Origin of the sequence: Polynucleobacter sp. Nonnen-W13 (assembly GCF_018881735.1) — a bacterium.
Taxonomy (GTDB): Bacteria; Pseudomonadota; Gammaproteobacteria; order Burkholderiales; family Burkholderiaceae; genus Polynucleobacter.
In genome coordinates, this window is the sequence record NZ_JACVPU010000001.1 from 572,162 (window position 1) to 598,634 (window position 26,473).

At 46.4% G+C, this 26,473-nt stretch carries 21 protein-coding genes and 1 pseudogene; 14 read left to right on the forward strand and 8 right to left on the reverse strand.

Annotation, left to right across the window (positions count from 1 at the left end):
* The first annotated feature begins 8 nt into the window (after positions 1-8).
* A complete protein-coding gene (locus ICN27_RS03050) occupies positions 9-818 on the forward strand; it encodes a uroporphyrinogen-III synthase (RefSeq protein WP_216268936.1) in 810 nt (269 codons plus the stop codon).
* Here the strand turns inward: ICN27_RS03050 and ICN27_RS03055 are convergent.
* Positions 815-1,387, reverse strand: a complete 573-nt coding sequence (locus ICN27_RS03055) for a chorismate lyase (protein ID WP_216268937.1) — start codon at positions 1,385-1,387, stop codon at positions 815-817. The genes ICN27_RS03050 and ICN27_RS03055 overlap by 4 nt on opposite strands.
* A gap of 2 nt (positions 1,388-1,389) precedes the next feature.
* Positions 1,390-2,943, reverse strand: coding sequence for a DEAD/DEAH box helicase (locus ICN27_RS03060; protein WP_216268938.1), 1,554 nt, complete (start codon positions 2,941-2,943; stop codon positions 1,390-1,392).
* Positions 2,944-3,194: 251 nt separating this feature from the next.
* Between ICN27_RS03060 and leuE the strand changes: the two genes are divergently transcribed.
* Positions 3,195-3,863 (forward strand): leucine efflux protein LeuE, encoded by a 669-nt coding sequence (gene leuE, locus ICN27_RS03065; RefSeq protein ID WP_216268939.1) that lies wholly within the window; start codon positions 3,195-3,197, stop codon positions 3,861-3,863.
* Between the two features lie 17 nt (positions 3,864-3,880).
* Here leuE and ICN27_RS03070 read toward each other — a convergent pair whose 3' ends face one another.
* Entirely contained in the window at positions 3,881-5,284 is a 1,404-nt protein-coding gene (locus ICN27_RS03070) for an aldehyde dehydrogenase family protein (RefSeq protein WP_216861218.1), read from the reverse strand.
* Between the two features lie 51 nt (positions 5,285-5,335).
* Here ICN27_RS03070 and msrA point away from each other — a divergent pair, with 51 nt between their 5' ends.
* Entirely contained in the window at positions 5,336-5,908 is a 573-nt protein-coding gene (msrA, locus tag ICN27_RS03075; RefSeq protein WP_216268940.1) for a peptide-methionine (S)-S-oxide reductase MsrA, read from the forward strand.
* Positions 5,909-5,937: 29 nt separating this feature from the next.
* Here the strand turns inward: msrA and pdxH are convergent, their stop codons facing one another.
* Positions 5,938-6,573 (reverse strand): pyridoxamine 5'-phosphate oxidase, encoded by a 636-nt coding sequence (gene pdxH, locus ICN27_RS03080; RefSeq protein ID WP_216268941.1) that lies wholly within the window; start codon positions 6,571-6,573, stop codon positions 5,938-5,940.
* A 22-nt stretch (positions 6,574-6,595) separates the two neighbouring features.
* Here pdxH and ICN27_RS03085 point away from each other — a divergent pair, with 22 nt between their 5' ends.
* The 5 genes from ICN27_RS03085 (at position 6,596) to pepN (ending at position 13,398) form a co-directional block, all read left to right on the forward strand.
* A complete protein-coding gene (locus ICN27_RS03085; protein ID WP_215309562.1) occupies positions 6,596-7,345 on the forward strand; it encodes a ThiF family adenylyltransferase in 750 nt (249 codons plus the stop codon).
* A 307-nt stretch (positions 7,346-7,652) separates the two neighbouring features.
* A complete protein-coding gene (locus tag ICN27_RS03090; protein ID WP_304608925.1) occupies positions 7,653-8,978 on the forward strand; it encodes an amino acid permease in 1,326 nt (441 codons plus the stop codon).
* Positions 8,979-8,988: 10 nt separating this feature from the next.
* A complete protein-coding gene (gene ald, locus ICN27_RS03095) occupies positions 8,989-10,107 on the forward strand; it encodes an alanine dehydrogenase (protein ID WP_215309566.1) in 1,119 nt (372 codons plus the stop codon).
* A 72-nt stretch (positions 10,108-10,179) separates the two neighbouring features.
* Positions 10,180-10,755, forward strand: a complete 576-nt coding sequence (locus ICN27_RS03100; protein WP_215309568.1) for a TMEM165/GDT1 family protein — start codon at positions 10,180-10,182, stop codon at positions 10,753-10,755.
* Between the two features lie 33 nt (positions 10,756-10,788).
* The gene (gene pepN / locus ICN27_RS03105; protein WP_216268943.1) at positions 10,789-13,398 is read left to right on the forward strand and encodes an aminopeptidase N; all 2,610 of its coding nucleotides are present in this window, start codon (positions 10,789-10,791) and stop codon (positions 13,396-13,398) included.
* A 26-nt stretch (positions 13,399-13,424) separates the two neighbouring features.
* Here pepN and ICN27_RS10490 read toward each other — a convergent pair whose 3' ends face one another.
* The gene (locus tag ICN27_RS10490; RefSeq protein ID WP_370624468.1) at positions 13,425-13,649 is read right to left on the reverse strand and encodes a hypothetical protein; all 225 of its coding nucleotides are present in this window, start codon (positions 13,647-13,649) and stop codon (positions 13,425-13,427) included.
* 161 nt (positions 13,650-13,810) lie between these two features.
* Positions 13,811-14,014: a type II toxin-antitoxin system VapB family antitoxin gene (locus tag ICN27_RS03115; RefSeq protein WP_215309573.1), complete on the reverse strand. Its 204-nt coding sequence runs from the start codon at positions 14,012-14,014 to the stop codon at positions 13,811-13,813.
* A 195-nt stretch (positions 14,015-14,209) separates the two neighbouring features.
* Here ICN27_RS03115 and ICN27_RS03120 point away from each other — a divergent pair, with 195 nt between their 5' ends.
* On the forward strand, positions 14,210-15,220 hold the full coding sequence (locus ICN27_RS03120; RefSeq protein ID WP_216268945.1) for a class 1 fructose-bisphosphatase: 1,011 nt from the start codon (positions 14,210-14,212) through the stop codon (positions 15,218-15,220).
* A gap of 99 nt (positions 15,221-15,319) precedes the next feature.
* Here ICN27_RS03120 and cphA (ICN27_RS03125) read toward each other — a convergent pair whose 3' ends face one another.
* Positions 15,320-17,890 carry a cyanophycin synthetase gene (gene cphA / locus ICN27_RS03125; RefSeq protein WP_216268946.1) on the reverse strand — a complete coding sequence of 857 codons (2,571 nt, stop codon included), beginning with the start codon at positions 17,888-17,890 and terminating at the stop codon, positions 15,320-15,322.
* Between the two features lie 24 nt (positions 17,891-17,914).
* Positions 17,915-20,083: pseudogene (cphA, locus tag ICN27_RS03130) on the reverse strand (cyanophycin synthetase); the annotation flags it as partial.
* Positions 20,084-20,294: 211 nt separating this feature from the next.
* Between cphA (ICN27_RS03130) and ICN27_RS03135 the strand changes: the two are divergent.
* From ICN27_RS03135 to ICN27_RS03155, 5 genes are all read left to right on the forward strand, one after another.
* Entirely contained in the window at positions 20,295-22,634 is a 2,340-nt protein-coding gene (locus ICN27_RS03135) for an ABC transporter ATP-binding protein (protein WP_216268948.1), read from the forward strand.
* Entirely contained in the window at positions 22,631-23,107 is a 477-nt protein-coding gene (locus ICN27_RS03140) for a DUF1854 domain-containing protein (protein WP_216268949.1), read from the forward strand. The genes ICN27_RS03135 and ICN27_RS03140 overlap by 4 nt, the downstream gene beginning before the upstream one ends.
* A 186-nt stretch (positions 23,108-23,293) precedes the next feature.
* A complete protein-coding gene (locus ICN27_RS03145; RefSeq protein ID WP_216269251.1) occupies positions 23,294-24,292 on the forward strand; it encodes a tripartite tricarboxylate transporter substrate binding protein in 999 nt (332 codons plus the stop codon).
* A gap of 141 nt (positions 24,293-24,433) precedes the next feature.
* Positions 24,434-24,907: a tripartite tricarboxylate transporter TctB family protein gene (locus tag ICN27_RS03150; protein WP_255534960.1), complete on the forward strand. Its 474-nt coding sequence runs from the start codon at positions 24,434-24,436 to the stop codon at positions 24,905-24,907.
* Between the two features lie 44 nt (positions 24,908-24,951).
* On the forward strand, positions 24,952-26,451 hold the full coding sequence (locus tag ICN27_RS03155) for a tripartite tricarboxylate transporter permease (protein ID WP_216268951.1): 1,500 nt from the start codon (positions 24,952-24,954) through the stop codon (positions 26,449-26,451).
* Positions 26,452-26,473: the final 22 nt, after the last annotated feature.

Sequence of the window (26,473 nt, forward strand, 5' to 3'; positions counted from 1 at the left end):
AGTTGCGGATGAGTAATAAGACCATTGTCATTACCCGCCCCAGTGGACAGGCGCGTCAGTTGTCAGAAGCGCTTTTGGTGAGCTTGCGCAATAGTGGTTTTACCCCCGAATCTACCCCTAAGATTATTGCTTTACCCTTACTTACTATTGCCCCAAAGGGTGATGGTTTTTTGGTGGAGCAGATTACTGTAGCACTAAAGACTGCAGACTTAGCCATCTTTGTTAGTCCGAATGCCATTGAATGTACGATGCGTTTATTAGAGTGTTCTTGGCAAGAGTTATCGAGCAATCCTGTGCCAATTGGGGTTATGGGTGGTAGCAGTATGTTGGCTCTCAAAAATCATGGTATTGGTGCTGAGGGTAACCACACTCAAATCATCCTTCCTCAGAATAATGCACAGTGGGATTCTGAGGGCTTGTGGACCGAATTACAGAATCTACGCTGGAATTGGTCTACTAAAAAAGTAATCATCTTTAAAGGTGAGGGCGGGCGCGATTGGCTCGCTGACACTCTAAAAAATGCTGGTGCTCAAGTTGAAGCATTCTCAGTTTATGCTCGCGTTCCTTTGGATCTCAATAGTTCCGCTTGGAACGAAATTCATGAGATGAATTTTGCTAAATCGCTTTGGCTCCTAACTTCATCGGAGGCGGTAAGACATTTGGGTGGGGCAAAACTGCCGCTTGATCTCGCCACAGCCATTTGTCCGCATCATAATATTACCGATGCGGCAGAGCACATTGGTTTTGGTGAAGTGATTACTTGTGAGCCTGGAGATGAGGCTTTGATTGCCGCATCGCAAGCTTGGCTATCTATTTAATGAGCGGGATAGTTAAGTAGGGCCGGCAGAAAAACTTCACTCACTAAGAGTGGGCGTCCTTTCAGTTGATATAGCGTACGTCTTGCCCAGTTGACCTGGGGCAACCCTGAATATTGCTGAAAACATTTTTTCCATAGTGCACTTTGCTTATCAAGGCGAGCAATCTCTCGGGGTGGTTTCTTTTGGGAGCGCATTTGCGTTTTAGCAAAAAGCACTGCACCTAATGGTTTTTTTCCTAAGCGCAGAACCTCATGATTGCTGCCACTCGAGCTGGTGCTGGGAATAATGCTGTGTGCCATCACCAGCGGAATACCATGAGTGCAAAGCAGTACTTCTCTGATACGACAACGTTTGATCTTGAAATGGAAATAGCGACTCTCGTCGCTATTCAGGTTTTGGCGGCAATCACGCAAAACTACTACCTCTAGTTTTTGTCCGATTGCACGTTCAATTTTTTGGGTTAAAGAACCAGTATCGCTGAGCCAAGACTGCCACTGGCGTGGCGCTTGATGTAATTCACCGGAATCGACTCGATTCCATGCAGAACGGAGACGACGACGGTGAACCATTTTTAGTTACCGCTAAAGCTTCTACGTTGACCACCAGTTTTGGGTTTAGCAAAACGTGGACCAGCAGACGGACGTGAGTCACCAGAGCGGTTACCGCCAGTAGGACGTGAGTCGCCAGAGCGCGCAGGGCGTGAATCGGCAAAACGATTAGCGCCAGCAGGACGTGAATCACCTGATGGACGTGAGTCGCCAGAACGAGATTCAAAATGACTGCCTGGGCGATTACCGCCGCCTCCGCCACCAGAACGAGACTCTGAGCGAGCACCAGAACCATAACGACCGCCACCGCCACCAGAGCGATTACCGCCGCCAAAGCCGCCACCGGAACGACCGCCACCTGGACGACCACCGCCACCACCAAAGCTAGGCTTGGCTTGTGGCTCGAGGCCAGCAATCACTGAGGCAACGATGTCTTGCTGTGTAAAACGTTCGATATTGCGAATTTTGGCGCGATCACGATGTTCAACCAAAGTGATAGCAACACCATTTCGACCAGCGCGACCTGTACGACCGATGCGATGCGTATAGTCCTCTGGTTTCATTGGTAAACCAAAGTTAATCACGTGACTAATACGTGGTACATCGATGCCGCGAGCTGCTACGTCAGTTGCAACCAAAATCTTGGTATGACCTTTGCGTAGTGACTCAAGACGACGCATACGTACTGCCTGAGGCATCGCACCGTGTAAGGCGCTAGCTTCGTAACCGTTAGCACGTAAAGTGTCAGCAATTTTTTCACTTTCAATTTGAGTGCTTGCAAACACTACCGCTTGATCCAAAGAGGCGTCAGCCAAAATGTGCTCGAGCAATTTATGCTTGTGTGACATGCTGTCAGCCCAGTGCAGCTTCTGTTCAATGTTGGCGTGCTTCTCGCCAGCATGGGCTAACTCAATACGCTTCGCGTTAGTAGTCAGCTCATTAGCTAAAGACATAATCTTTGGCGCAAAAGTTGCAGAGAACATCAAAGTTTGAGTCCGACTAGCGCAACGCTTATCAATTGCCTCGAGGTCATCTGCAAAGCCCATATCGAGCATACGATCAGCTTCATCGATCACAAGTTGTTTTACATCATCTAGGCGAATTGCTTTGCTATCGGTCAGATCGAGTAAACGACCAGGAGTTGCAACAACTAACAATGCACCTTTAAGCGCTTGGATTTGCTTGCCATAAGGCATACCACCCATAACAGTTGCAATACGGATACCTTTCATGCCGCGAACTAAATTCACTGCATCAGCGGCAACTTGTTGAGCTAATTCACGAGTAGGGCAGAGCACTAGTACTTTTGGCTGTGCACGGCCTGGTACAGGTGAGCCGCTTGGGTTGTCTTCGATGAGTTGATTAATTAAAGGCAATAAGAAGGCTGCAGTTTTACCGCTACCAGTTTGACTGCTGACCAATAAGTCACCACCAGCAAGCGCAGCAGGAATAACCTGAGCTTGCACTTCAGTAGCTTGGGTGTAACCCAATTCAGCAACGTTTTTAAGGAGTGGCGCCGCGAGGGCGAAATTCTGGAACTCTGTTCCAGTAGGATTAGTTTCTTTAGAAAAAGTCATGCTATTACACATCCCATTAATGGGATGTCTCCGTGTATACACTCTCTGTTTTTTATTGAGTGTGATGGTCAAAGGCATCGACCATCAGACAGGCGGCAGCGCGTTTTGTAAATTCGGTGTTTATGACTTCTAAACGATGCGCTGAAATATAGCTGGGGGGCGATGAATCAAATTGCTTTAAAAAGCCACTAATTATGACATTTTAAGTAGCCCATTACAAGGGTTTTCCCGAATTTAATTATGATTAGGTGATGAATTGGTTTATTACGCCCTCAAGCGTGGGCATTAATGATTTTCCTGCATACCTTGTAGGTGTCATTTTGACGATCTTATTTCCCGGCCCAAATTCCCTGTATGTGTTGGCGATTGCTTCGGTTAAGGGATGGCGCGCTGGTGCGTGGGCATCGGTGGGCATTTTTATTGGCGACGCTATCTTGATGATCGGCATCGCCTTAGGCGCTGCAACTTTACTAAACTCATCGCCATCTACATTCAAGATCTTGCGCATGCTTGGTGCCGCTTATTTAGCATGGATGGGGTATGGCTTTATTCGGAGTGGCTTGGCGCGTTGGTATGGCACTCAAGTACTGGTATCAGGAGATGGCCGGTCTCATTACTTAAATACCCTGCATCCAGCAATTGCTGCACTGACTTTATCTTTAACCAATCCTAAGGCAATCTTTTTCTTCGTCTCATTCTTTGCGCAGTTTATTCAACCGGAGTATGCGCATCCAGTACATACCTTTTTATATCTAGCTCTGGTATTGCAAATAGTGAGCATGACCTACTTGATAAGCCTCATCTGTGCTGGGCAATTTTTTCTGGGCTTCTTTAATCGGCACCCTCATTACGCCGCAGCCCTTTGGTTTCTAGTTGGGAGTCTGCTAATTGGTTTTGCTGGCAAGCTACTACTCTATTGACAAATCCTGATCAGTAATCATTTAAGCCAACGCAATAGGCGCTCAACACCCTTACCGTAGGGTGGTCTTGCCAATTGAGTGCCACGTAAAAAATGAAGACCAAAGAAACCTCGAACCTCTAAAACAGATTTGCGATGGCTAAACAACTCAAAACCTGCTTTACCGTGATAGGCGCCCATACCGCTTGCGCCGATGCCACCAAATGGTAAATCTTCCACAGCTGCATGCAGAAGGGTGTCATTGATTGTTATGCCACCAGAGCGCGTTTCATTCAGAATACGATTCATTACCGCTTTATTTTTACCAAACCAGTACATGGCTAATGGCATTGGACGCTCATTGACATAGCGGATTATTGAATCTACATCGTTGATTGTCACGATTGGCAGAATGGGGCCAAATACTTCTTCTTGCATAATCAGGGCACCCTCAGAAACATTTAAGAGTGCTACTGGAATAAATGGCAGTCTAGTATTTTCGGTAGGTGAAATAAGTGGAATTGCTTGTGCACCATGATCTATTGCGTCTTGAACTAGTTTTTGCCAACGTGCTAGCTGATGCTCATCAATTGCGCCAGTGAATTCTTCTGGGTTGGAGAATTGATTTTGCGCTGCAATCTGCAACTCTTGAATAAATGCATTGCAATGACTTGCGTGAATTACAGTGTAATCAGGAGCAATGCAAGTTTGCCCACCATTAACCAACTTGCCATAAATAATGCTAGCGGCCGCCTCTTTGAGCTTGGCTGAGGGGTCGACAATTGCTGGAGACTTGCCACCCAACTCTAAAGTAATCGGAGTTAGATGCTCTGCTGCAGCGCGCATTACCTTTTTACCAATATCTCCTGAGCCCGTAAAAAATAGGTGATCAAAAGGGAGTGCGGCAAAAGATTCTGCAACTTCAGTACCGCCAACGCTGACGCAAAATTCAATCGGGTGAAAATATTCTTGAATCAAAGTTGCCAAGAATCCAGAGGTGCGCGAACTTCTATCCGAGGGTTTTAGCCAAACACGGTTACCTGCTGCAAAGGCTGCAATGGCTGGGACAAGTGCGAGTTGTACCGGGTAATTCCAGGGGCTCATGATGCCCACGACTCCCATGGATTGCATTTGAGTCCAAGCATGGGATGAGCCCAAGAATCCTGGCGTCGGCACTAGCTGAGGTTTCATCCACTCTTTGAGGTGCTTACGAACATGTTTGCATGCCTGATAAATCATTTGAAACTCAAGTAGACGGCTCTCAATAGGGTGACGATTGCCAAAATCCGCAGCCAAGACTTTGCAGATTTTTTCTTCATTGGCGGCAATCATTCGCTCAATACGTCCAATCCGCTCAAGGCGAACCTGAAGCGTGGGGTTGGGTTCTGAGGCATACGCTGCCTTGATTTCGTCTAATTGGAGTGTGAAGCGATTGATCGACATAGGGTTATATGGGGGCAAGCAAACGATTGAATAAGGCATTAGGATAAAGCCATGAACGAAACTACCCTCAAAAACAAGATCTCCCTTGAACGCGCTACTTTGGGAGGTGGCTGCTTCTGGTGCCTAGAAGCGGTTTATCAGCAAATCTCTGGCGTGAGTACTGTGATCTCAGGATATGCGGGAGGGGCCATGCCAAATCCAGACTATGAATCTATTTGCTCTGGCCAAACAGGTCATGCTGAAATCGTTGATATTTACTTTGATCCGGCGATAGTGTCTTATCGTGATTTATTGGAGATCTTCTTTGTTATTCATGATCCAACTACTTTGAACTATCAGGGTAACGACCGCGGTACTCAATACCGCTCTGTGATTTTTACTCACAGCGATACCCAAAGCACAACTGCTCATGAAGTGGTTATGGAGCTAGAGAGTGCGAAAATATATTCCAATCCAGTAGTGACTCAAATTGATGTAGCGCCCGTTATTTATCCGGCTGAGGAATATCACCAGAATTATTTTCGTCAGCATCCAGGGCAGGGCTACTGCATGGCAGTCGTTGCTCCTAAATTAGCCAAATTCAGAGCAAAGTTTCAATCCCTGATAGCACCAGCGTTTCGCTAGAGCAATTTGATCAAGCGCAGCTCAAGGTTTTAAGGAGCTAAGCGAGTTATGCGCCATTGGGCGCCATCAAGTTGATAGTGAATGCGGTCATGCAGGCGTGAAGGACGGCCTTGCCAGAACTCAATCTCCGTGGGGTGTAGGCGATATCCGCCCCAGTGTTCTGGGCGTGGAGGCTGATTGCCAAAGTCTGCTGCGAAGCGCTTTTCCGCTTCCTCAAGAAATTCGCGATTGGGAATTTCAGAGCTTTGTGGCGAAGCCCAGGCACCAATTCTCGAGGCGGCTGGACGGGAGTGAAAGTATGCATCGCTCTCAGCAGGGCTAACACGCTCAACAGCCCCTTTGATGCGAACCTGACGCTCTAGCTCGTGCCAATGAAATAACAAGGCAGCATGTGGGCGAGCAGCCAGCTCTTTACCTTTTTGGCTTTCGTAATTGGTAAAGAAGGTGAAACCAGTACTATCCGCACCTTTTAGTAAGACAATACGGGCTGATGGATTACCCGCTACATCTGCCGTTGCCAAGGTCATGGAGTTAGGTTCGGGACATTCCGCTTTGATAGCCTGATCAAACCAAACCTGAAATAAGTCCAATGGATTTGGTGAAACCTCAGCCTCTGAAAGCTGGCCGAAGGTGTAGTTTTTGCGGAGTTGAGCAATGGAGTCCATTTTTTCAGTATAAAGAGAGTCTATGGCAGAAGACAAGATAGAGGACAGTTTGGGAGATCGTCGTTTTGGGGGTGTAGCTCGTCTATATGGCCCAGAGCTGCGTGAGCGTTTTCGCCAGGCGACAGTGGTAGTGGCGGGATTAGGTGGAGTGGGATCGTGGGCTGCTGAGGCATTGGCTCGCACTGCTATCGGGCATCTCGTCCTGATCGATTTTGATCACATTGCCGAAAGTAATACTAATCGACAACTACATGCTCTAGAGGGTGAGTACGGCAAGGCAAAAGTACAGGCCATGACTGATCGCATTCGTCAAATTAATCCTGAGATTATGCTCACCACCCATGATGTATTTTTGGAGCCAGAAAATCTAGATATTTTGATTCCAGAAAATGCGATTGTTTTAGATGCAACTGATTCGGTGCAGACTAAGATTGCTTTGGCCGTGTGGGCAAATAAAAATGAGCGCGCTCTAGTCATGTGTGGTGCAGCTGGTGGAAAGTCAGACCCTACTTCTGTGCGCTGCGATGACCTTTCGCGAACTGAGCAAGATGCCTTGTTGGCAAAGGTGCGTCAAGGCCTCAGACAAGATCATGGCTTTTCTAGAAATTTAAAAAGAAAAATAGGTATTCGCGCAATTTACTCTCATGAGCCACGCGCGGGAGCTTCTAGTGGCGGCCTTGCTTGCTCTGGTTATGGCTCTACCGTGATGGTCACGGCAGCTTGTGGTTTAGCCGCTGCTGCTGAAGTTTTAAATCTGATTGCTACCCAGTAAGCAATTTTTTTTCAAATCCATCGATAAATCCTTAAGGGGAATCCCTGTAGGAAATTACGGATTCTGCTGTCATCCCAAATTTATTAATTTCCCATTGAGCTCGCTCGCATGGAGAGGGCTTGTTTATGACACAACATATTTATTAGTTTAAGTACTTTGCGCATTTTCATCCCCTAGTGTAGATGCGCAGTCCTCCCTAGACTTTGCCTCGTTGGTGATTTACCAAAGACAAATCGAAAGGAGGTCTCTTTTGCAGACTGAACAAACTGGTTTACAGCGCCACCTCAAAGTGCGGCATATTCGCCTTATGGCTTTGGGGTCCACTATTGGCGTTGGATTATTTCTAGGCTCGGCAAGTGCGATTCAAATTGCAGGACCTTCAATCTTATTGGGGTATCTTCTGGCTGGCATCGTGGCCTTCATCGTGCTTCGCACCTTGGGTGAGATGGCAGTGCATGAACCAGTCGCAGGTTCATTTGCGGCTTATGCCAATACTTACGTAGGACCACTTGCGGGCTATATGGTCGGGTGGGGCTACTGGACTTATTGGATTGTTGTCGGAATAGCCGAAGTCACTGCGGTTAGTATTTATATGGGGATTTGGTTTCCCGAGACACCCCAGTGGATTTGGGCTTTATCTTCCATTTTGATGATGGGCCTGATTAACCTCATTGCTGTCAAAGTGTTTGGTGAGTTTGAATTTTGGTTTGCTCTTATCAAAGTGGTCGCTATTGTTGCCATGATTGCATTAGGCTGCTCAGTCATTTTCTTTGGCTTTACTAATGACTGGAATCCTGTTGGCCTTGCTAACCTATGGCAACACGGCGGTTTCTTCCCTCATGGTATCAGCGGGATGCTGCTCTCTTTGCAGATGGTCCTGTTTGCGTATGTTGGCATTGAGATGATTGGCTTATCTGCTGGTGAAGCCGAGAATCCACGAAAAACTATTCCGATGGCAATCGATTCCTTGGCATGGCGCATCCTCATTTTTTATATGGGTGCAATTTTTGTCATCCTCACCATCTTTCCTTGGAATGAAGTTGGCCAACAAGGCAGTCCATTCGTGGTGATGTTTGAGCGCATTGGTTTGCGTGAAGCTGCTGGAATCATTAATTTCGTAGTGATTACTGCTGCTTTGTCATCTTGCAATGCTGGCATCTTTAGTGGTGGGCGACTCCTCTATGCGCTCTCAGTCAATGGGTATGCACCTGCGCCATTTGCCAAGCTGTCAAGATATGGCGTTCCACATCGTGCGGTGATCGCTACTGTAGCGGTTTGTATGACTGGCGTAGTGCTGAACTACTTTGTTCCAGATAAAGCATTCCAGTACATTATGGCCGCAGTGACCTTTGTAGGTTTGATGGTATGGATTGCGATTTTGATTACGCAAATTCAGTTTCGTCGCTCACTGACTAAAGTCCAGGTTGCCGAATTGGCGTATCGCACACCTTGGTGGCCCTATTCCTCATGGTTCGCATTGGCATTTATTGCTCTAGTAGTGGTGTTGATGGGCTTTCATGAGGATGCGCGGATTGCCTTGGTCTTAGGCCCGTGCTTATTAGGTGTGTATCTCGCCATGTTCTACATCGTCGGGTTACATCGCAAAACAAAACTGAGTCGTGAATTCAAATAAGGAGACATAAATGATTGTTGGCGTACCTCAAGAAGTAAAAAATAATGAATTTCGTGTTGGCTTGACCCCGGGTAATGTCAGAGGCTTATGTAAGCAGGGACATTCTGTCTTAGTGCAACGTGGAGCAGGAGAGCAGATTGGCTTGAGCGATGAGTCCTATCGCCTAGCTGGCGCTACCTTAATCAATAGCGCTGCTGAAGTTTTTGCGAAGGCGGAGATGGTCGTGAAGGTGAAGGAGCCCCAGCCTCAAGAATGTGCAATGTTACGTGAAGATCAACTTCTCTTTACTTATTTACATCTAGCGCCAGATCCACAGCAGACCAAAGCATTACTCGCATCGGGTGCCAGTTGTATTGCCTATGAAACAGTCACTTCATTTAATGGCGCTTTACCGCTTCTGGCTCCCATGAGTGAAGTTGCGGGCCGGATGTCCATACAAGCGGCTGCTACACATCTAGAAAAAACAAATGGAGGGTTAGGAATTTTGATGGCAGGCGTCCCTGGCGTAGCGCCTGCAAAGGTAGTCATATTGGGTGCGGGGGTGGTAGGTCGTAATGCGCTACAAATGGCTGTTGGTATGGGTGCAGATATCTGTATCTTCGATCGTAATATCGACTGCTTAAGACAGATTGACATACTCTATGGCAATCGCGTGCGAACTTTTTATGCCGACCCTCTTTTGGTAGAGCTTGAGGTTTGTGAAGCAGACGTGGTTATTGGCGCCGTATTGTTACCTGGTGCCGCAGCACCAAAGTTGGTAACACGCGAGATGGTACGAAAAATGAAGGCGGGTGCAGTAGTGGTAGATGTGGCAATTGATCAAGGTGGTTGTTTTGAGACCTCTAAAGCCACTACACATACTGATCCAACCTTTACCGTAGATGGAGTGCTGCACTATTGCGTTGCAAATATGCCTGGTGCAGTTGCTAGAACTTCTACCTTTGCTTTGACGAATGCAACTTACCCATTCATTGAGGCCTTGGCAAATCGTGGCATGGTAAATGCGCTATCACATGACCATCATCTACGTAATGGTTTGAGTATTTGCCGGGGTAAGCTCACATCTGAACCAGTTGCTATAGCGCAGAAAGTAGATTTTGTATTAGCGGAAGAGTTGTTGGCTGCTTAATAGTTTGACTATAGTTCTTCGCTTGAATGTCTTGGGAGTCTTGCTCCCAAGCTTTCCTATATCATTGGATGAATGGACTTATCTGCATTAGCACTTTCTACTGGTGTAGTCGCCCTAGCTGAGATGGGTGATAAAACTCAATTACTCTCATTAATGTTGGCTGCGCGCTATCCAAAGCAGGCGCTCGCCATTATTGGCGGGATACTCCTCGCAACGATTGCTAATCATGCTTGTGCAGCTTTACTAGGACATTGGCTTACCACTTTTATGAGTCCAGATCTGCTTAAGTGGATTTTGGGCCTGAGTTTTTTGGGGATAGGCCTTTGGCTCTTAGTGCCCGATCATATTGATGATGCGGCCGGATCAAAGGTGGCGGATAGGGCCGTTCAAGTATTTATGCTGACAGTTGGACTATTTTTCTTGGCAGAGATGGGGGATAAGACCCAAATTGCCACGATTGCCTTGGGCGCAAAATATTCCGATGTCTTTTCGGTAACGGTTGGTACTACTTTGGGAATGATGTTGGCTAATGCCCCGGCTGTTTGGATTGGCCAGAAATTTACCAAACGCATGCCTATTAGGTGGGTACACGCAGTAGCCGCCGTAACTTTCATCGCTATTGGTATTGCTACCCTGATTTGGGGTTAGGTCGAATTTTCCTATGGGGCTTAAAATTACCCCATGAAAACTGATCTACCACAGAGCTTTCGAAGGCTCGAATACCGTGCTCCTCATTACACCTTCTCACAGGTTGAGTTAGACATTGCCTTAGATCCTGCTAGGACGATTGTGAAGAGTCGTCTAGAGGTTTTGCCTGGGCCTGGTCATGAGGTTGGTGCACCTTTAGTTTTGCAAGGACACGAACTGGAGTTTGTCAGCTTGCGTATCAATGGTGCAGCCCATCGTCAGTTTGAACTTAGCCCAGAAACACTGACTATTCATGCTTTACCGAATGAGGGTAAACAAGCTTTCATCGTTGAGATTATTTGCGTCTGTGTGCCCGAGAAAAATACCTCACTGATGGGCCTATATGTTTCCAACGGAAATTTCTTTACGCAGTGCGAGGCTGAAGGATTTAGAAAGATTACTTACTTCCTCGATAGGCCAGATGTCATGGCGCGTTATCGAGTAACTCTTCGTGCTCGCGAGGCGGAGTGCCCAGTGCTGCTATCAAATGGTAATCTGATTAGTGCTGAAAAATTACCAAATGGCTGGCATAGCGCCGTTTGGGAGGATCCATTCCCAAAACCTTCCTACCTGTTTGCCTTGGTTGCTGGCAAGTTGGAATGTATTGAAGAGGCAATCACTACAGGCAGTGGTGCAAAAAAGTTATTGCAGATTTGGGTTGAGCCACATGATTTGAAAAAGACTCGTCATGCCATGGATTCTTTAATTGCCTCAATTCACTGGGATGAGAAACGCTATGGCCTTGAGTTAGATCTCGAGCGCTTCATGATTGTGGCTGTAGGTGATTTCAATATGGGCGCGATGGAGAACAAGGGCCTTAATGTTTTTAATACCAAGTATGTTCTAGCTCAAGCAGAGACTGCAACCGATGCTGACTTTGCTAATATTGAAAGTGTCGTGGCCCATGAGTATTTCCACAACTGGACTGGTAATCGTGTAACTTGTCGTGATTGGTTTCAGCTTTCATTAAAAGAAGGTCTGACTGTATTTCGCGATCAAGAATTTTCTGCCGATCAAATGGGTAGTGAGTCTGGCAGGGCGGTAAAGCGAATTGAGGATGTGCGTTTATTGCGTCAACTACAGTTCCCTGAAGATGCGGGCCCGATGGCGCATCCAATTCGTCCAGACGAATATCAAGAGATCAATAATTTTTACACCGTGACGGTGTATGAGAAGGGCGCTGAAGTTGTTCGTATGTATCAAACTCTATTGGGTGTTGACGGTTTCCGTAAAGGTATGGACCTATACTTCCAGCGTCACGATGGCCAAGCAGTGACTTGTGATGATTTCTTGGCTGCCATGGCCGATGCTAATGGCCGCGACCTTTCTCAATTTAAGAACTGGTATAGCCAGGCGGGCACGCCTCAGATCAAGGTGGAAGAAGCCTACGATGCAAATAAAAAGCAATATCAAGTGACTTTGACGCAAAGCTCTTCAGCAAATACAGCGCACAAAGATAGCAAGCTCTTCCATATTCCCTTGAAGATGCGCCTACTCACGCCTGAAGATGATCAGGTGGAGACTTTATTGGAGTTAACTCAAGATCAACAAACTTGGACTTTTGATAGGGTGATGAGCCGTCCAGTCTTATCCATCAATCGGAATTTCTCTGCCCCGATTCATTTAGATTTTGATCAAAGTGAGAATGATCTGCTGACCATGTTTTCGAGTGATGACGATGCCTTTAATCGCTGGGAAGCTGGTCAGAAACTGGCAATGCAAATGATTCTGGGTAATCGCTTGCCGGATCAAGTTCTGATTGAGGCTTATCGCACTTTGTTAACTGATCCGGACTTGGATCCTGCGTTCAAAGAGCTGGCGCTGACTTTACCTGCCGAAACTTATCTGTATGAACAGTGTGCGAGTGTTGACCCTCAGCAGATTTATAACGCACGTCGCGCTTTCCGCCACGTTATTGCCAGTGAGTTACGCATCGAGTGGGCTGCCCTCTATCAGCAGATGCAAACGCCAGGACCATTTAATCCTGATGCAGCAAGTGCTGGTAAACGTGGTTTAAAGAATCTTGCGCTAAGTATGTTGCTCGAAGCGGATCCCCTGATCTGGGCGCCAATGGCGGTCAATCAATATCAGAATGCTGACAACATGACTGATCGATACGCTGCTTTGGCTGGCTTAGTAATTCATGGGTCAAAATCAGCAGCAGCTTGTTTGCAGGATTTTTATACCCGGTTTGCTGACGATGCTTTAGTGATTGATAAATGGTTTGCATTGCAATCGAGCAGGCCGCCAGTCGCTAACGCTCAATCTACCTTGAGTGAAGTCAAGCGTTTGCGTGAGCATGAAGCTTTCAAAATGAATAATCCCAACCGAGTTCGCAGCGTCATTCATGCTTTTTGTATGAATAACCCCGCGAGTTTTCATCAGGCGGACGGCAGTGGTTATGCATTTTGGGCAGAATCTGTGCTGGCCTTAAACCCAATCAACCCACAAGTTGCCGCTCGTTTAGCTAGGGGATTGGATCGTTGGCGTCAATTTGCCAAGCCGTACCAAGATCACATGTTGGCAGCCCTAAAGCAGGTTGCGGCTTGCGAAACCCTCTCCCCAGATGTGAAAGAGGTGGTTTCTAAGGCTTTGGGAAGTTAAGTTGCCCCTAGATTTGATGGTTTACTTCAGTGAAAACTCTCTTTGAAGGCAACATCAAGCTGGGTGGCCAAAGCTCCTAAGTTTTTATCAAATGTCCAGAGCAGAGCATTTTTTGATAGCAGCGTTGAGGTAAGGAGTGATATATCAACCGCTCCGCAACCCAAATCATAGAACTTATTTTTCTCAATAAATTCTATTGCTTCTTCTGTTGTTGCTATCGTCGCTTGACGCAAACTTTTTAGTTGACTCAAAGTTTTTAGTCTTGGGGCTGGAGGGGATCCGCAAGCAAGCTCTAAAAGGACTAATGGATGACATAGGATTTGATCATTCTTTAGGAGGGACTGTAATGATGGATTACCTTTTCTGAAGTGAGATATCCATACTGAGGTGTCGGCCAAAACCATTGTCATAGTTATTGACCGTCCTTTGGTTTTCGGCGGGGAATATTCTTCATTTCAGGCGCCTTTCCGCCCAATGCTGCCAACCGTTTGCCGATTTGAACTCTGACAAACACACTCATTGCTTCGCGGAAAAGGTCAGCCTTATCCATTTCAGGGTCTGCAAGCTCTAATCCCCGTTGATAAAGCTCATCATCAATAGTTACGGTTGTTCTCATGGGTTTTCTCATCAATAATGATGCATATTAACATCAAATATATCATCAATCTATATGAAATTACTGATAATGGTGTGCTAAATCCCTTCAGAACGTCTTTCCAAGTTCAGATTTGAGAGTTTGTTGGCCGAACAAGGCAAAATAGAACTTATGTAAAGAAATGTTGTTTAGACAGCATCTACGGAGAAATTCCTTTTGAGCGCTTCAAGTACTTTTAATACCAATTTCAAGCAATACCTGACATCCACCAAGGTGAAAGGTGCCCACATCCCTGCAGGTCTACAAGAGCTGTTATTGGCAGTTGCAGCCACTTGCTCAACATTGAGTCATGAAGTGGCGCAAGGCGCTTTAATTGGCTTGTTGGGGTCTGCTGGCACTGGTAATGTCCAGGGTGAGGTCCAGCAAAAACTGGATGTGATTGCCAATGACTTATTAATTGATGGCGTACAGGGATGTAAATCATTGGCTGGGCTAGCTTCTGAAGAGATGGAGTTACCGCTTCCAGTTCAGGGCACTGGCGACTACTTACTATTATTTGATCCATTAGATGGCTCATCCAATATTGATGTGAATGTATCCATCGGCACCATTTTCTCTGTACTCAAGAAACAAGATCCTGCAGCACTATTACAAACTTCGGATTTCTTATTATCAGGCCGTCATCAGGTGGCGGCAGGCTATGTTGTCTATGGTCCACAAACCACCATGGCATTAACGCTGGGCGATGGCGTAGTGATGTTCACCTTAAATAAAGTCACCGGTGAATTTGTATTAATTAAACACGCAGTGGAGATTGCTTACTCAAGCAAAGAATTTGCCATCAATATGTCGAATATGCGTCACTGGGCTGAGCCTGTTCGTCGCTATGTAGATGAGTGCTTAGCAGGCGTGAGTGGCGAGCGAGATAAAGATTTCAATATGCGCTGGATTGCGTCTATGGTTGCTGACGTTCACCGTGTCTTATCGCGTGGAGGTATCTTTATGTATCCATGGGACCAGCGTGAACCACATAAGCCAGGGAAGTTGCGCCTGATGTATGAAGCAAATCCCATGAGCTTTTTAGTAGAGCAGGCTGGTGGTGCATCAACCAATGGCGATCAATTAATCATGGATATGATCCCGACAGAATTGCATGAGCGCGTCTCTGTGATGTTGGGGTCTAAAGAAGAGATTGAGCGCTTGCAGCATTACCATTCACAGGCGTAAGTATTCGTATCATCTGAACTATTCAGATTTAATAAAAAAGCCCAATCACTGACTGGGCTTTTTTACTTTAGGCGACTGTCTGAAAAATGAATTCAATAATTATGGTCGCACCTGTTCTTTGAGATAGGCAAGAGATTCTTCGACCTGGTCAATTAGTATCAGACAGATATCACCAGTAGATAAATCATTGAGTGCAGTATCAATAGCAAGAAATTCACCAGTAATCTCTTTCACTTGTTTGGCTTTCTTAGTGCCTACTAAACCTTCTTGAAGCAGCTTGAGCACTTCACCATCTTCGCGGCCACGCTGACACTGATCTTGATAAAGGATGACATTGTCAAAGCTATTGCCAAGAATACGGGTCAGATCGCGAATATCTTCATCACGACGATCGCCGGCGCCACTGATGACTACATGACTCTTCTTGGGTTTCATGGCTTCTATCGCGCTAGCTAGAGCGCGCATGGCATCTGGATTGTGGCCATAGTCAGCAATGACAGTAGCACCCTTGTGCTGGAATTGATTGAAGCGTCCTGGCACTGCATTGGCAGAGCTCTCAAAGGAGTGGAGGCCGCGCGCGATCTTTTCAGCATCTAAGCCTAATGCCCAAGCTGCGCCAATAGAGGCCATGGCATTTTCAATTTGGAAGCCTAAAACACCATTCTGAGTTAAGGGAATTTCACTGACTGGGAAGCGGAAGAGAACGCGAGACCCTTTAGAGCAAACGATAAAGGCGCCATCAAAGTAAATCACTTTTTTGTTTTTAGCTCGATGGGCAGCAATCACAGGGTGGTGTTGATTTTGCGCAAAGAAAATCACTCGACCCGTGCAAACATCCCCCATCTTGACGACTATGGGATCCGTGGCATTGAGGACTGCAGCGCCAGACGGCGCCACATTTTGGACAACTACCCGTTTTAAGATAGCTAAGTCTTCAACGCTAGTGATGTAGTTAAGACCAAGATGATCCCCTTCACCAATATTGGTAACAACAGCAACTTCACAGCGGTCAAAACCTAAGCCCTCGCGCAGCATACCGCCACGGGCTGTCTCTAAGACAGCGGCATCTACATCGGGATGCATGAGAACGTTACGAGCACTCTTGGGCCCACTACAGTCTCCAGAATCAATTAGGCGATGGTTGATATATACCCCATCAGTAGTCGTCATACCAACACGTAAGCCAGTCTCATTGAGTAAATGAGAAATAAGGCGAACAGTAGTTGTTTTGCCATTGGTTCCAGTGACTGCCACAACTGGAATTCTGCCATCCTCGCCAAGCGGGTACATTGTGTTGATGATGTCTTCGCCTACAGGACGGCTCTTGCCATAGGAAGGCTTGAGATGCATGCGCAGGCCAGGAGCAGCATTAACCTCAACGATGCCGCCACCTTGACTCTCTAAAGGCTTATAAATCGCCTCGCACAAAATATCGACTCCAGCAATATCCAATCCAATCATTTGCGCAGCAGCGATAGCGCTGGCTGCAACATCAGGATGGACATCATCAGTCACATCGGTAGCCGTACCACCAGTGCTGAGATTGGCGTTATTGCGCAAGAGAACGCGTTCGCCAGTGTTGGGTATATGTTGCGGGCTAAGACCGTTACTAGCTAAATGTGCAAGAGCAATGTCATCAAAGCGAATCTTGGTTAATGCGGTTGCGTGACCATCGCCACGCAATGGATTTTTATTTTCTAGGTCAACCAGTTCAGCGACGCTATGCTTGCCATCTCCCACTACTTGCGCAGGCTCGCGCCGCGCCGCAGCGGATAAGCGATTACCTACCACGAGCAAGCGATAGTCCGCGCCAGGTAGGTAGCGTTCGACTATAGTTTCCCGGCCAAAAGCCTGGGTTACTACAAATCCAGCGCGTACTTCAGCTTCAGTTTGAATATTGGCAACGACACCTTTACCTTGATTGCCATCCTTGGGCTTGAGCACAATAGGGCCACCAATTTTTTGGGCGGCACGCCATGCATCATCTGCGGTAGTGACTACTTCACCAGTTGGAACGGATACTCCTGCAGCCGCTAGAAGGTTTTTAGTGAGCTCTTTATCTTGAGCAATCGCCTCGGCTATCGCACTAGTGTCGCTAGTCTCAGCAGCTTGGATACGTTTTTGTTTGCTACCCCAGCCAAACTGCACCATGCTGCCCTCAGTCATACGGCGATAGGGGATGTTTCTCTGTACTGCAGCATCAACAATGGAGCCAGTACTGGGCCCTAAGCGTACATCTTCATATAGAGCCTCTAATTCTGAGAGGGCAGCTGCCAAATCAAACGGCACATCGTTGAGGGTTGCCTGAATTAAAGCAAAAGCAAAGTCAAAAGCCATTCGCCCGACAACTTCTTCGGTGTACTCCACTACGACTTGATATACGCCCACGTCAATGGTTTGTACGGTACGGCTAAAAGTGACAGGGCAACCTGCTTGAGATTGAAGACCTAAAGCAGCATGTTCTAGCGCGTGTGCTAGGGAGAGAGTTTCATTTTGCCCTCCGCGACGCATACTACCTAATTGCGGAAAGCGCTCACGAATCTTGATTTCAAATTCGGGAATCAGATCAATTGAGCGTTCTGATTCCTCGCAAGATACTATGGCCTCTAAAGCGGTATGGCGGCTCCATAAATTTGGGCCACGCAACATGCGAATACGGGTGATTTCCAATTAAGCCCCTACTGGAATACTAGCGTCAGAAACAAAAGTTTCAGCACCAGCTTCGATAACGTTGAACGGAATATCTAAGGCCCAAGCTGCAGCAATTGCAGCACCAAGATTTAATGGTTTCCATGGCTCACTAGTGCTGGGCTCAGAGTTACGCGGCACCGGAATGCTCTTTTGATCATGCTTGGCAGACTTCAAAGTAATTTGTTGATTGCCGATCATCACGACGCGACCACCACTCTTCAGGTGCTCTAGCGCAATGGAGGATGTGGAGTCTTGAGTAAAGAAAATGACTTCGCCATCACATAGTTCAGCCATGCTGGCAACCATTGGATCATCTGCGTTAAGAACAGCCACTCCCGTTGGTAGCACGACATCTACTTGAGTTCTGACGATGCTAAATACCTGGTCCTCATCGTAGATAGCGTATTGAGGAAAGTTGGCCTTTGGATCTACGTTTAATACAACCCCTACTTGGCAACGATCGTAGGCTAAACCTTCTATCAGCATAGACAGATTATTGTTCTCAATTACAGCTGCTTCAACTGCACGATTCAATAGAGTACGGCGGGCATTTTCCCAGTTGGCAGCATTGCTCTTTTGAATGTAGCGATGACCAAAAAATAAACCCTTGCTGCAAGAAAGGCCGACATATAAATTCGTCAGTCGCAAGAAGTGGGCAATCATTTCAGCTACAGGGGTTTTGCCACGAGCACCGCAAACTCCTACTACAGGGATGCGAAAATCAGCTCCCGGTGGGAAGAGGTGGTTAGCGATCTCTTTACCGACCGGTTGAGGTTTACCGCTAGCAGGTTTTAAGTGCATCAATAAGCCGGGGCCAGCATTCACTTCAACAATAGCGCCATTTTGCTCATCTAGTGGTTTGCTAATGTCTTGTGCAACCAGGTCAACTCCAGCAATTTCTAATCCCACTACGCGGGCAGCAAGAGCAACTTGACTGGCAACATCTGGATGAACTAGGTCGGTGACATCAAAGGCGACATTGCCATTGCTTTGAATCAGCACTTTTTGATCTAAGCTTGGAATGCTACTGCCGGTTAGCTTTTGGCGTGCAAGCTCCAACTCTACTGCAGAATCAATGCGAACTGGGTTGAGTGGACATTCTTCAGTTTTGCCGCGACGTGGATCGGAGTTAATTTGAATTTGAATCAACTCAAGAACGGTATGCTTGTTATCACCTGTAACCCAGACAGTCTCACCTTTAGCAGCCGCAACTACTTTATTGCCCACTACCAATAGGCGATGCTCATCACCCAGGATGTGCCGCTCTACTAAAACTTCGCTACCTTCATCAATTGCGACCGCATAAGCCGCTTCAATTTCTTGTTGGGTATACAGATTGATAAATACACCGCGACCATGGTTTCCATCGATCGGCTTGACTACAACTGGAAAACCAATGTCTTGAGCTGCTTCCCACGCATCGTCAGCGCTGGTAACTGTGCGACCCTCAGGAGTCGGAACTCCAGCGCTAGATAGAAGACTCTTCGTCAGATCCTTGTCTCGAGAAATTGTTTCAGCGATGGCGCTGGTTTGATCGGTTTCTGCTGTCCAGATACGGCGTTGATTTGCCCCATAACCTAGTTGTACTAAGTTGCCCTCAGAGAGTCGGATGGAGGGGATGCCTCGCTCCTCAGCTGCATTAACGATGCAGGCAGTACTGGGGCCGAGTAATAGATCATCGCCGAGCTCACGTAGTTCCTCAAGAATGCTAGCAACTAGTGCGATAGGATCTTTGGTGTCTTGCGCTAGAGCAAGATATAAATCGCGAGCATATTTGAGTGCAGTGAGTGTTACTTCTTCATTAATCGCACTCACCATGACTTTGTAAACGCCGCGACGATCACCATCACGCGCTTTACCAAAGCCGCCAGGAATGCCGGCTAAATTTTGTAACTCTAGGGTGAGGTGTTCTAGGATGTGAGCAGGCCAGGTGCCTTCCTCAACTCTTTTTAGAAATCCACCAGCTTCACCATAGCTGCAGCGGTGTTCTTGCAGGCTGGGAAGAGCTCGAACAAGACGGTCATAAAACCCAGGAATGAGGTTGGAGGGGAAATCTTCTAATTCACCAATATCGAGCCAAACTTCAATAACGGGATGGTAAGTCCACATATTGGGGCCGCGAAGATGCTTGACACTCAAGATCTCAATGGTTTTGTCTAGTAATTGGGGCATATGTGGAGTGGGGGGATCTCAGCGCCACCTTAGAAAATGAGGGCGGAGATGTCTCAGACTGTCTCTCTGGTTCTAGTAATTATTCAAAATCCACAAAATTAGCAAAAATGCATAAAAAAGCCTGCTTAGTCAAGTTAACGGCTTTCTACCCGCTAAAGTTGACAGTATTACTAAATCTTAAAAATCTAGCTCCACTATACTTTTAAGACTAATGAAGCCAGAAATTTCTCCATCCGCTCCCCCTTCGCCAAGTCATTGGGCTAGCGTTTTAGAAGCTCCTCAATCTCCAGTAAAAGACCTTAACTCCATACTGGCATGGGTTGAGCTTGATCTCAATGGTGAAATGCGCTTTGAGAAAAGCCTACTTTGCTTGATTCCTACGGGCCTATTTTGGACTGATGGCACTCGCTCAGAATTTTGGCCTATGAGCTCTGAGACCCGTCTTTTGCAGGGTGATCACGCTGGAGTTGGGCATCTCAAGCTGGAGTCTGAGACCAGTCTGCTACGACTCTGGTACTTCACTTTGGCTGTCAATCCACAAGTATTACGCCTACAGAGTAGTTTTAGGCAGTTAATCAGAGGTGATCAGCTTAGTAATGAGCCTGAGGCTTCTGAATACGATAAGCAAGTTTGCCCTGTATGTTTGAGCCCCAAACCTGCCAATTCAGATGCTTGCCCAACTTGCGATCCAGAGGAGGATGCCCCTCCATCGACTTGGACTTTATTTAAGTTGTGGCGCTTTGCCCGTCCCTATAAAAAAGAGTTATTGCTAGGCTTTATCCTGACCTTGCTGTCAACCGGCGCCACACTGATTCCACCGTATTTAACAATGCCCTTGATGGATCATGTGTTGATTCCATATGAAAAAGGCAATCCGATTGATTTTGAATTAGCTAGCAAATATCTCTTCGCTTTATTTGCTGCTGCAATTGTTGCTTGGGGTCTAGGTTGGTGGAAAACCTATTTACTCGCATTAGTGAGTGAGCGCATTGGCGCAGATCTACGCAACACGACTTTTGAACATTTGCTCAAACTGTCTTTAGAGTATTTCGGTGGCAAAAGAACCGGTGACTTGATTGCACGTATTGGCGCCGAGACAGATCGTATCTGCGTATTCTTATCTTTGTATGCTTTGGATTTTGCAACCGATGTCATCATGATTACCATGACGGCAGCGATTTTGGTATCAATTGATCCTTTGCTGGCATTAGTTACTTTGGCGCCATTGCCATTCATTGTGTGGATGATTCATGTGGTGCGCGATAAGTTGCGATTTGGTTTTGAAAAGATTGATCGCGTTTGGTCTGAAGTCACGAATATCTTGGCTGATACGATTCCAGGGATTAGGGTAGTCAAAGCATTTGCTCAAGAAGATCGTGAGCTCAAACGTTTTGTGGATTCCAATAAACACAATTTGCAAATCAATGATCGCGTCAATCGCGTATGGGGATTATTCTCCCCAACAGTAACCTTGCTAACAGAAACTGGTCTCTTAGTGGTGTGGGGTTTTGGTATTTGGCAGGTTGCACATCAAAAGGTCACCGTTGGTGTGTTGATTGCATTCCTTGCTTACATCGGACGCTTTTATATTCGACTCGATTCAATGAGTCGAATCGTTTCGCATACACAAAAAGCAGCAGCTGGAGCTAAGCGTATTTTTGATATTTTGGATCATGTCTCGAGCGTTCCGGAGCCAATTAATCCAGCACCTTTGGGTGAAGTGAAGGGCCGTATCTCCCTGCGAGGCGTGGGTTTCCGCTATGGCAACCGTGCGGTTTCTAAAGGGATTGATCTAGATATTGCCCCTGGAGAAATGATTGGTTTAGTCGGTCATAGTGGCTCCGGCAAGAGCACTCTAGTGAACTTGATTTGCCGCTTCTATGACGTGAGCGCTGGTTCAATTACTTTGGATGGACGTGATATTCGTAGCATCAAAATTGCTGACTATCGCAAATGTATTGGTTTAGTTTTACAGGAGCCATTTCTATTCTTTGGCACGATTGCAGAAAATATTGCGTACGGAAAACCAGATGCTACTCGTGAAGAAATTATTGAGGCAGCGCGCGCTGCACATGCGCATGAATTTATTCTGCGCTTACCGCTCGGTTATGACTCCCTAGTAGGTGAGCGCGGTCAATCTCTTTCAGGTGGTGAGCGTCAACGTATTTCAATTGCGCGTGCACTGTTAATTAATCCAAGTATTTTGATTTTGGATGAAGCTACCTCATCGGTAGATACCACTACCGAAAAAGAAATTCAGCGCGCTTTAGATAATCTGGTTAAGGGTCGCACTACGATTGCAATTGCCCATCGCCTCTCTACTTTAAGAAAAGCAGACCGCTTGGTTGTGCTTGATAAAGGCGAGATCGTGGAGATTGGCTCGCATGATGAGTTGATGGATACGCAGGGCGCTTACTACGCGCTCTACCAAGCTCAATTGCGTCATGCTGCAGAGTTAGTTGAGGGTGGCGCTATTGGTGAAAGCATTGATGATAATGAGCGCAAAGACGGCCCCCAAGCCATTGCCAAAGAAGCCGGGAGCGGGGTATGAGTCAGCATCATAAGACATACACTCTAGAGCGTGATTCGCTAGGTCGTTTGGTATTGATTGATGCTACTGGAAGTCATCATATTGGCGTCTATCTAGTAAGAGCATTTCCGATTACAGCACCTGGCGCTGGAATCTCGATCATGGATCAGTCCGGCAAAGAGTTATGCTGGTTTGATAGTGCCGCCACCATTCCTAAAGGCGAGTTAGCCTTGATTGAGGAAGAGTTGGCCGCTCGTGAGTTCATGCCTATCATTGAAAAAATCACCAAAGTGTCCACTTTTGCCACCCCGAGTATTTGGGATATCGAAACTGATCGTGGTCCCACTAGGATTCGCCTTAAAGGCGAGGAAGATATACGTCGCATTGCTGGCAATACACTCCTGATTGCTGACTCCAATGGTCTGCAATTTTTGATCAAAGATTCCACTCAATTGGATAAAGTCAGTAAGAAACTTTTAGATCGATTCCGTTAAGTATCGATTATGCAAAGGTTTTTCTAGGGTTATTACTTAGGAGTTAGTGTTATCCCTAACTACCCATTTAATAATTGTTGATGAGAGTCAAGCGATCGCCCCTCAGATTGGGTAAAAATCAACCCATAATAAATAGAAGCCAAAGTAACATTGGTATTCAAATTTTTTGGAGGAGCGTTCATGAAAATGAAGTTAAAAGGGGCATTGATTTCCACCGCATTAGCCCTCGGTGCTGCTAGTGTTTCACCTGCTTTCGCTGCCTGGGAACCAACCAAGCCAGTAGAGTTCATCATCCCTGCCGGTCCTGGTGGCGGTGCTGACCAAATGGCCCGCATGATCCAAGGCATTATTACCAAAAATAACTTGATGAAGCAGGCGGTAATTCCTGTGAACAAGGGCGCTGGTGCAGGAGCTGAAGGGTTCTTAGCAATGAAAGAGGCTAAAGGCGATCCAAACAAGATCGTGATTACTCTCTCGAACCTGTTTACAACTCCATTAGCAACCGGCGTTCCCTTCAATTGGCAGGACATCACTCCTGTAGCGATGTTGGCCCTTGACCAGTTCGTCTTGTGGGACAACGCTGACAAGCCATACAAAACAGCCAAAGAATATATTGATGCCGCCAAAGCTGCTGGCCCAGGTAAATTCAAAATGGGTGGTACTGGCTCTAAGCAAGAAGATCAAATCATTACCGTTGCGCTTGAAAAAGCTACTGGTGCTAAGTTCACCTACATCCCATTCAAAGGGGGTGGCGACGTTGCTGTTCAGCTCGTAGGTAATCACATTGATTCATCTGTGAACAACCCTATTGAAGCTGTAGCGCAATGGCGTGCTAACAAGTTGCGTGCATTGTGTGTATTTGATGACACACGTATGCCTTACAAAGAAAAAGTTACCGACACTATGTCATGGTATGACGTACCTACCTGTAACGAGGCAGGCGTAAAAACTGACTATGTGATGCTGCGCGGTATTTTCATGGCTCCAGGCGTGACTCAAGAGCAAGTTGATTACTACATCGATGTATTTAAGAAAGTTCGTGCAACACCAGAGTGGAAAAAGTTTATGGCTGATGGCGCATTCAATCAGACATTTATGACTGGTAAAGAGTTTAGAAATTGGCTCACATTAAACGAAGCTTTGCATAAGCAGTTAATGACTGAAGCTGGCTTTTTGGCTAAATAATTCAAAAGCCATTAGGGTAGGACCTCCAATTGGGGGTCCTATTTTTTAAGTATCCGTAACAACCAACTTTAATTAGTGAATAAAAAAATGTCTGAACAAGCGAATAATTCAAATCAAGAATCAGCAATCAGTATGAGAGTAATGGATATCATTACCGCACTCCTGTTTGTTGCTGTGGGCCTAGTAGTGATGATTGGCAGTCTGAAGCTGGGTGCCAGTTGGGGTGTCGATGGTCCTGAAGCTGGATATTTCCCTTTCTACATTAGTTTGATTATTTTGCTTTCAAGCACGGTAACTCTCTACCAGGCTGCAATCGTTAATAAGAAAAAGAAAACAGAGTCATTTGTCGATAGTGAGCCTCTAAAGCAAGTCATGGCCGTGCTTTTACCAGCCATCGTTTTTGTGTTGGGTGTGCAATTGATTGGTATTTATGTTGCTTCAGCCATTTACATCGCAATATTTATGGTTTGGTTGGGTAAATACCCAATCTGGAAAGCAGTTGCTGTATCTGTTGGAGTGAGTGCTGCCCTCTACCTGATGTTCGAATACTGGTTCCAAGTTCCATTGCCACATGGCTCATGGTTCAATCCGCTTGAGTTCATTGGCGTGCAGTAAAAAACAATAATTATTAAAAAAGATTAGAAAAGAAGGAGTCCAAGTTGGAAGAAATTAACGCTCTATTCAACGGCTTTGCCGTTGCAATGACACCCTTTAACTTACTGCTGATGCTTGTTGGTGTAACACTCGGCGTGATTATTGGCGTATTGCCTGGTTTAGGTGGCGCTAACGGAATTGCGATTCTGTTGCCGTTGACTTTCACAATGCCGCCAACTTCCGCAATCATCATGTTGTCCTGTATTTACTGGGGTGCATTGTTTGGCGGTGCAATTACATCTGTACTCTTCAATATCCCGGGCGAGCCTTGGTCTGTTGCGACAACCTTTGACGGTTATCCAATGGCACGTAATGGAAAAGCTGGCGAGGCATTAACTGCAGCGTTCACATCTTCATTTGTCGGTGCTTTCTTCGCAATTGTGATGATTACCTTCTTGGCACCATTGGTTGCGAAATTCGCACTCCAATTCGGTCCGCCAGAGTTTTTCTCGGTTTACCTTCTCACTTTCTGTAGTTTTGTGGGTATGAATAAAGGTTCGCCATTCAAAACCATCTCCGCCATGATGTTGGGCTTTGCCTTGGCTACCGTTGGTATGGATACCGTTACAGGTCAGTTGCGCTTAACTTTTGGAAATCCAGAGTTAATGCGTGGATTTGACTTCTTGATCGCTGTGATCGGTTTGTTTGGTATCGGTGAGATTCTGCTGTCGATGGAAGAGGGCTTGGCTTTCCAAGGTGCCGCAGCAAAGATTCGCGGTAAGGTTGTTTGGGAAACTTGGAAGCAGTTGCCAAAATATTGGGCTACTTCATTGCGTAGTTGCCTAATCGGTTGCTGGATGGGTATCACCCCAGGTGGTGCAACTCCTGCATCTTTCATGGCTTACGGTGTAGCGAAGCGCGTATCTAAAGATGGCGACAAGTTTGGTACCGGCAAGATGGAAGGTATTGTTGCTCCAGAGACGGCAGCTCACGCTGCAGGTACAGCGGCACTTCTCCCAATGCTGTCTTTGGGTATCCCTGGATCGCCAACTGCGGCCGTATTGCTAGGTGGCCTGTTGATTTGGGGTCTGCAACCTGGTCCATTGCTTTTCGTTGAGAAGCCAGACTTTGTTTGGGGCTTGATTGCCAGTATGTACTTGGGTAACTTGGCAGGCTTGTTTGTTGTTTTAACTTGCGTGCCATTGTTTGCCTCTATTTTGAGAATTCCATTCTCAATTATTGCGCCAGTCATTATTGTGATTTGCGCGGTAGGTGCCTACACCGTTCACAATGCCATGTTTGATGTTTGGTTGATGTTGGGCTTCGGTGTTATTGGTTATGTATTCAAAAAACTTGACTATCCAATGGCGCCAATGGTGTTGGCTTTGGTATTGGGCGACCGTGCTGAAGACTCCTTCCGTCAATCCATGTTGTTCTCACAGGGAAGTCTAGATATTTTCTTCTCTAACTACTTGGTAGGTGCGATCACAACATTGGCTTTGGTATTGTTGTTCTGGCCATTGATTGGTAAGTTCATTGGCAAGAAAAAGGTGGCTGCAACATAAATAATGAAACACGCTAGCAATA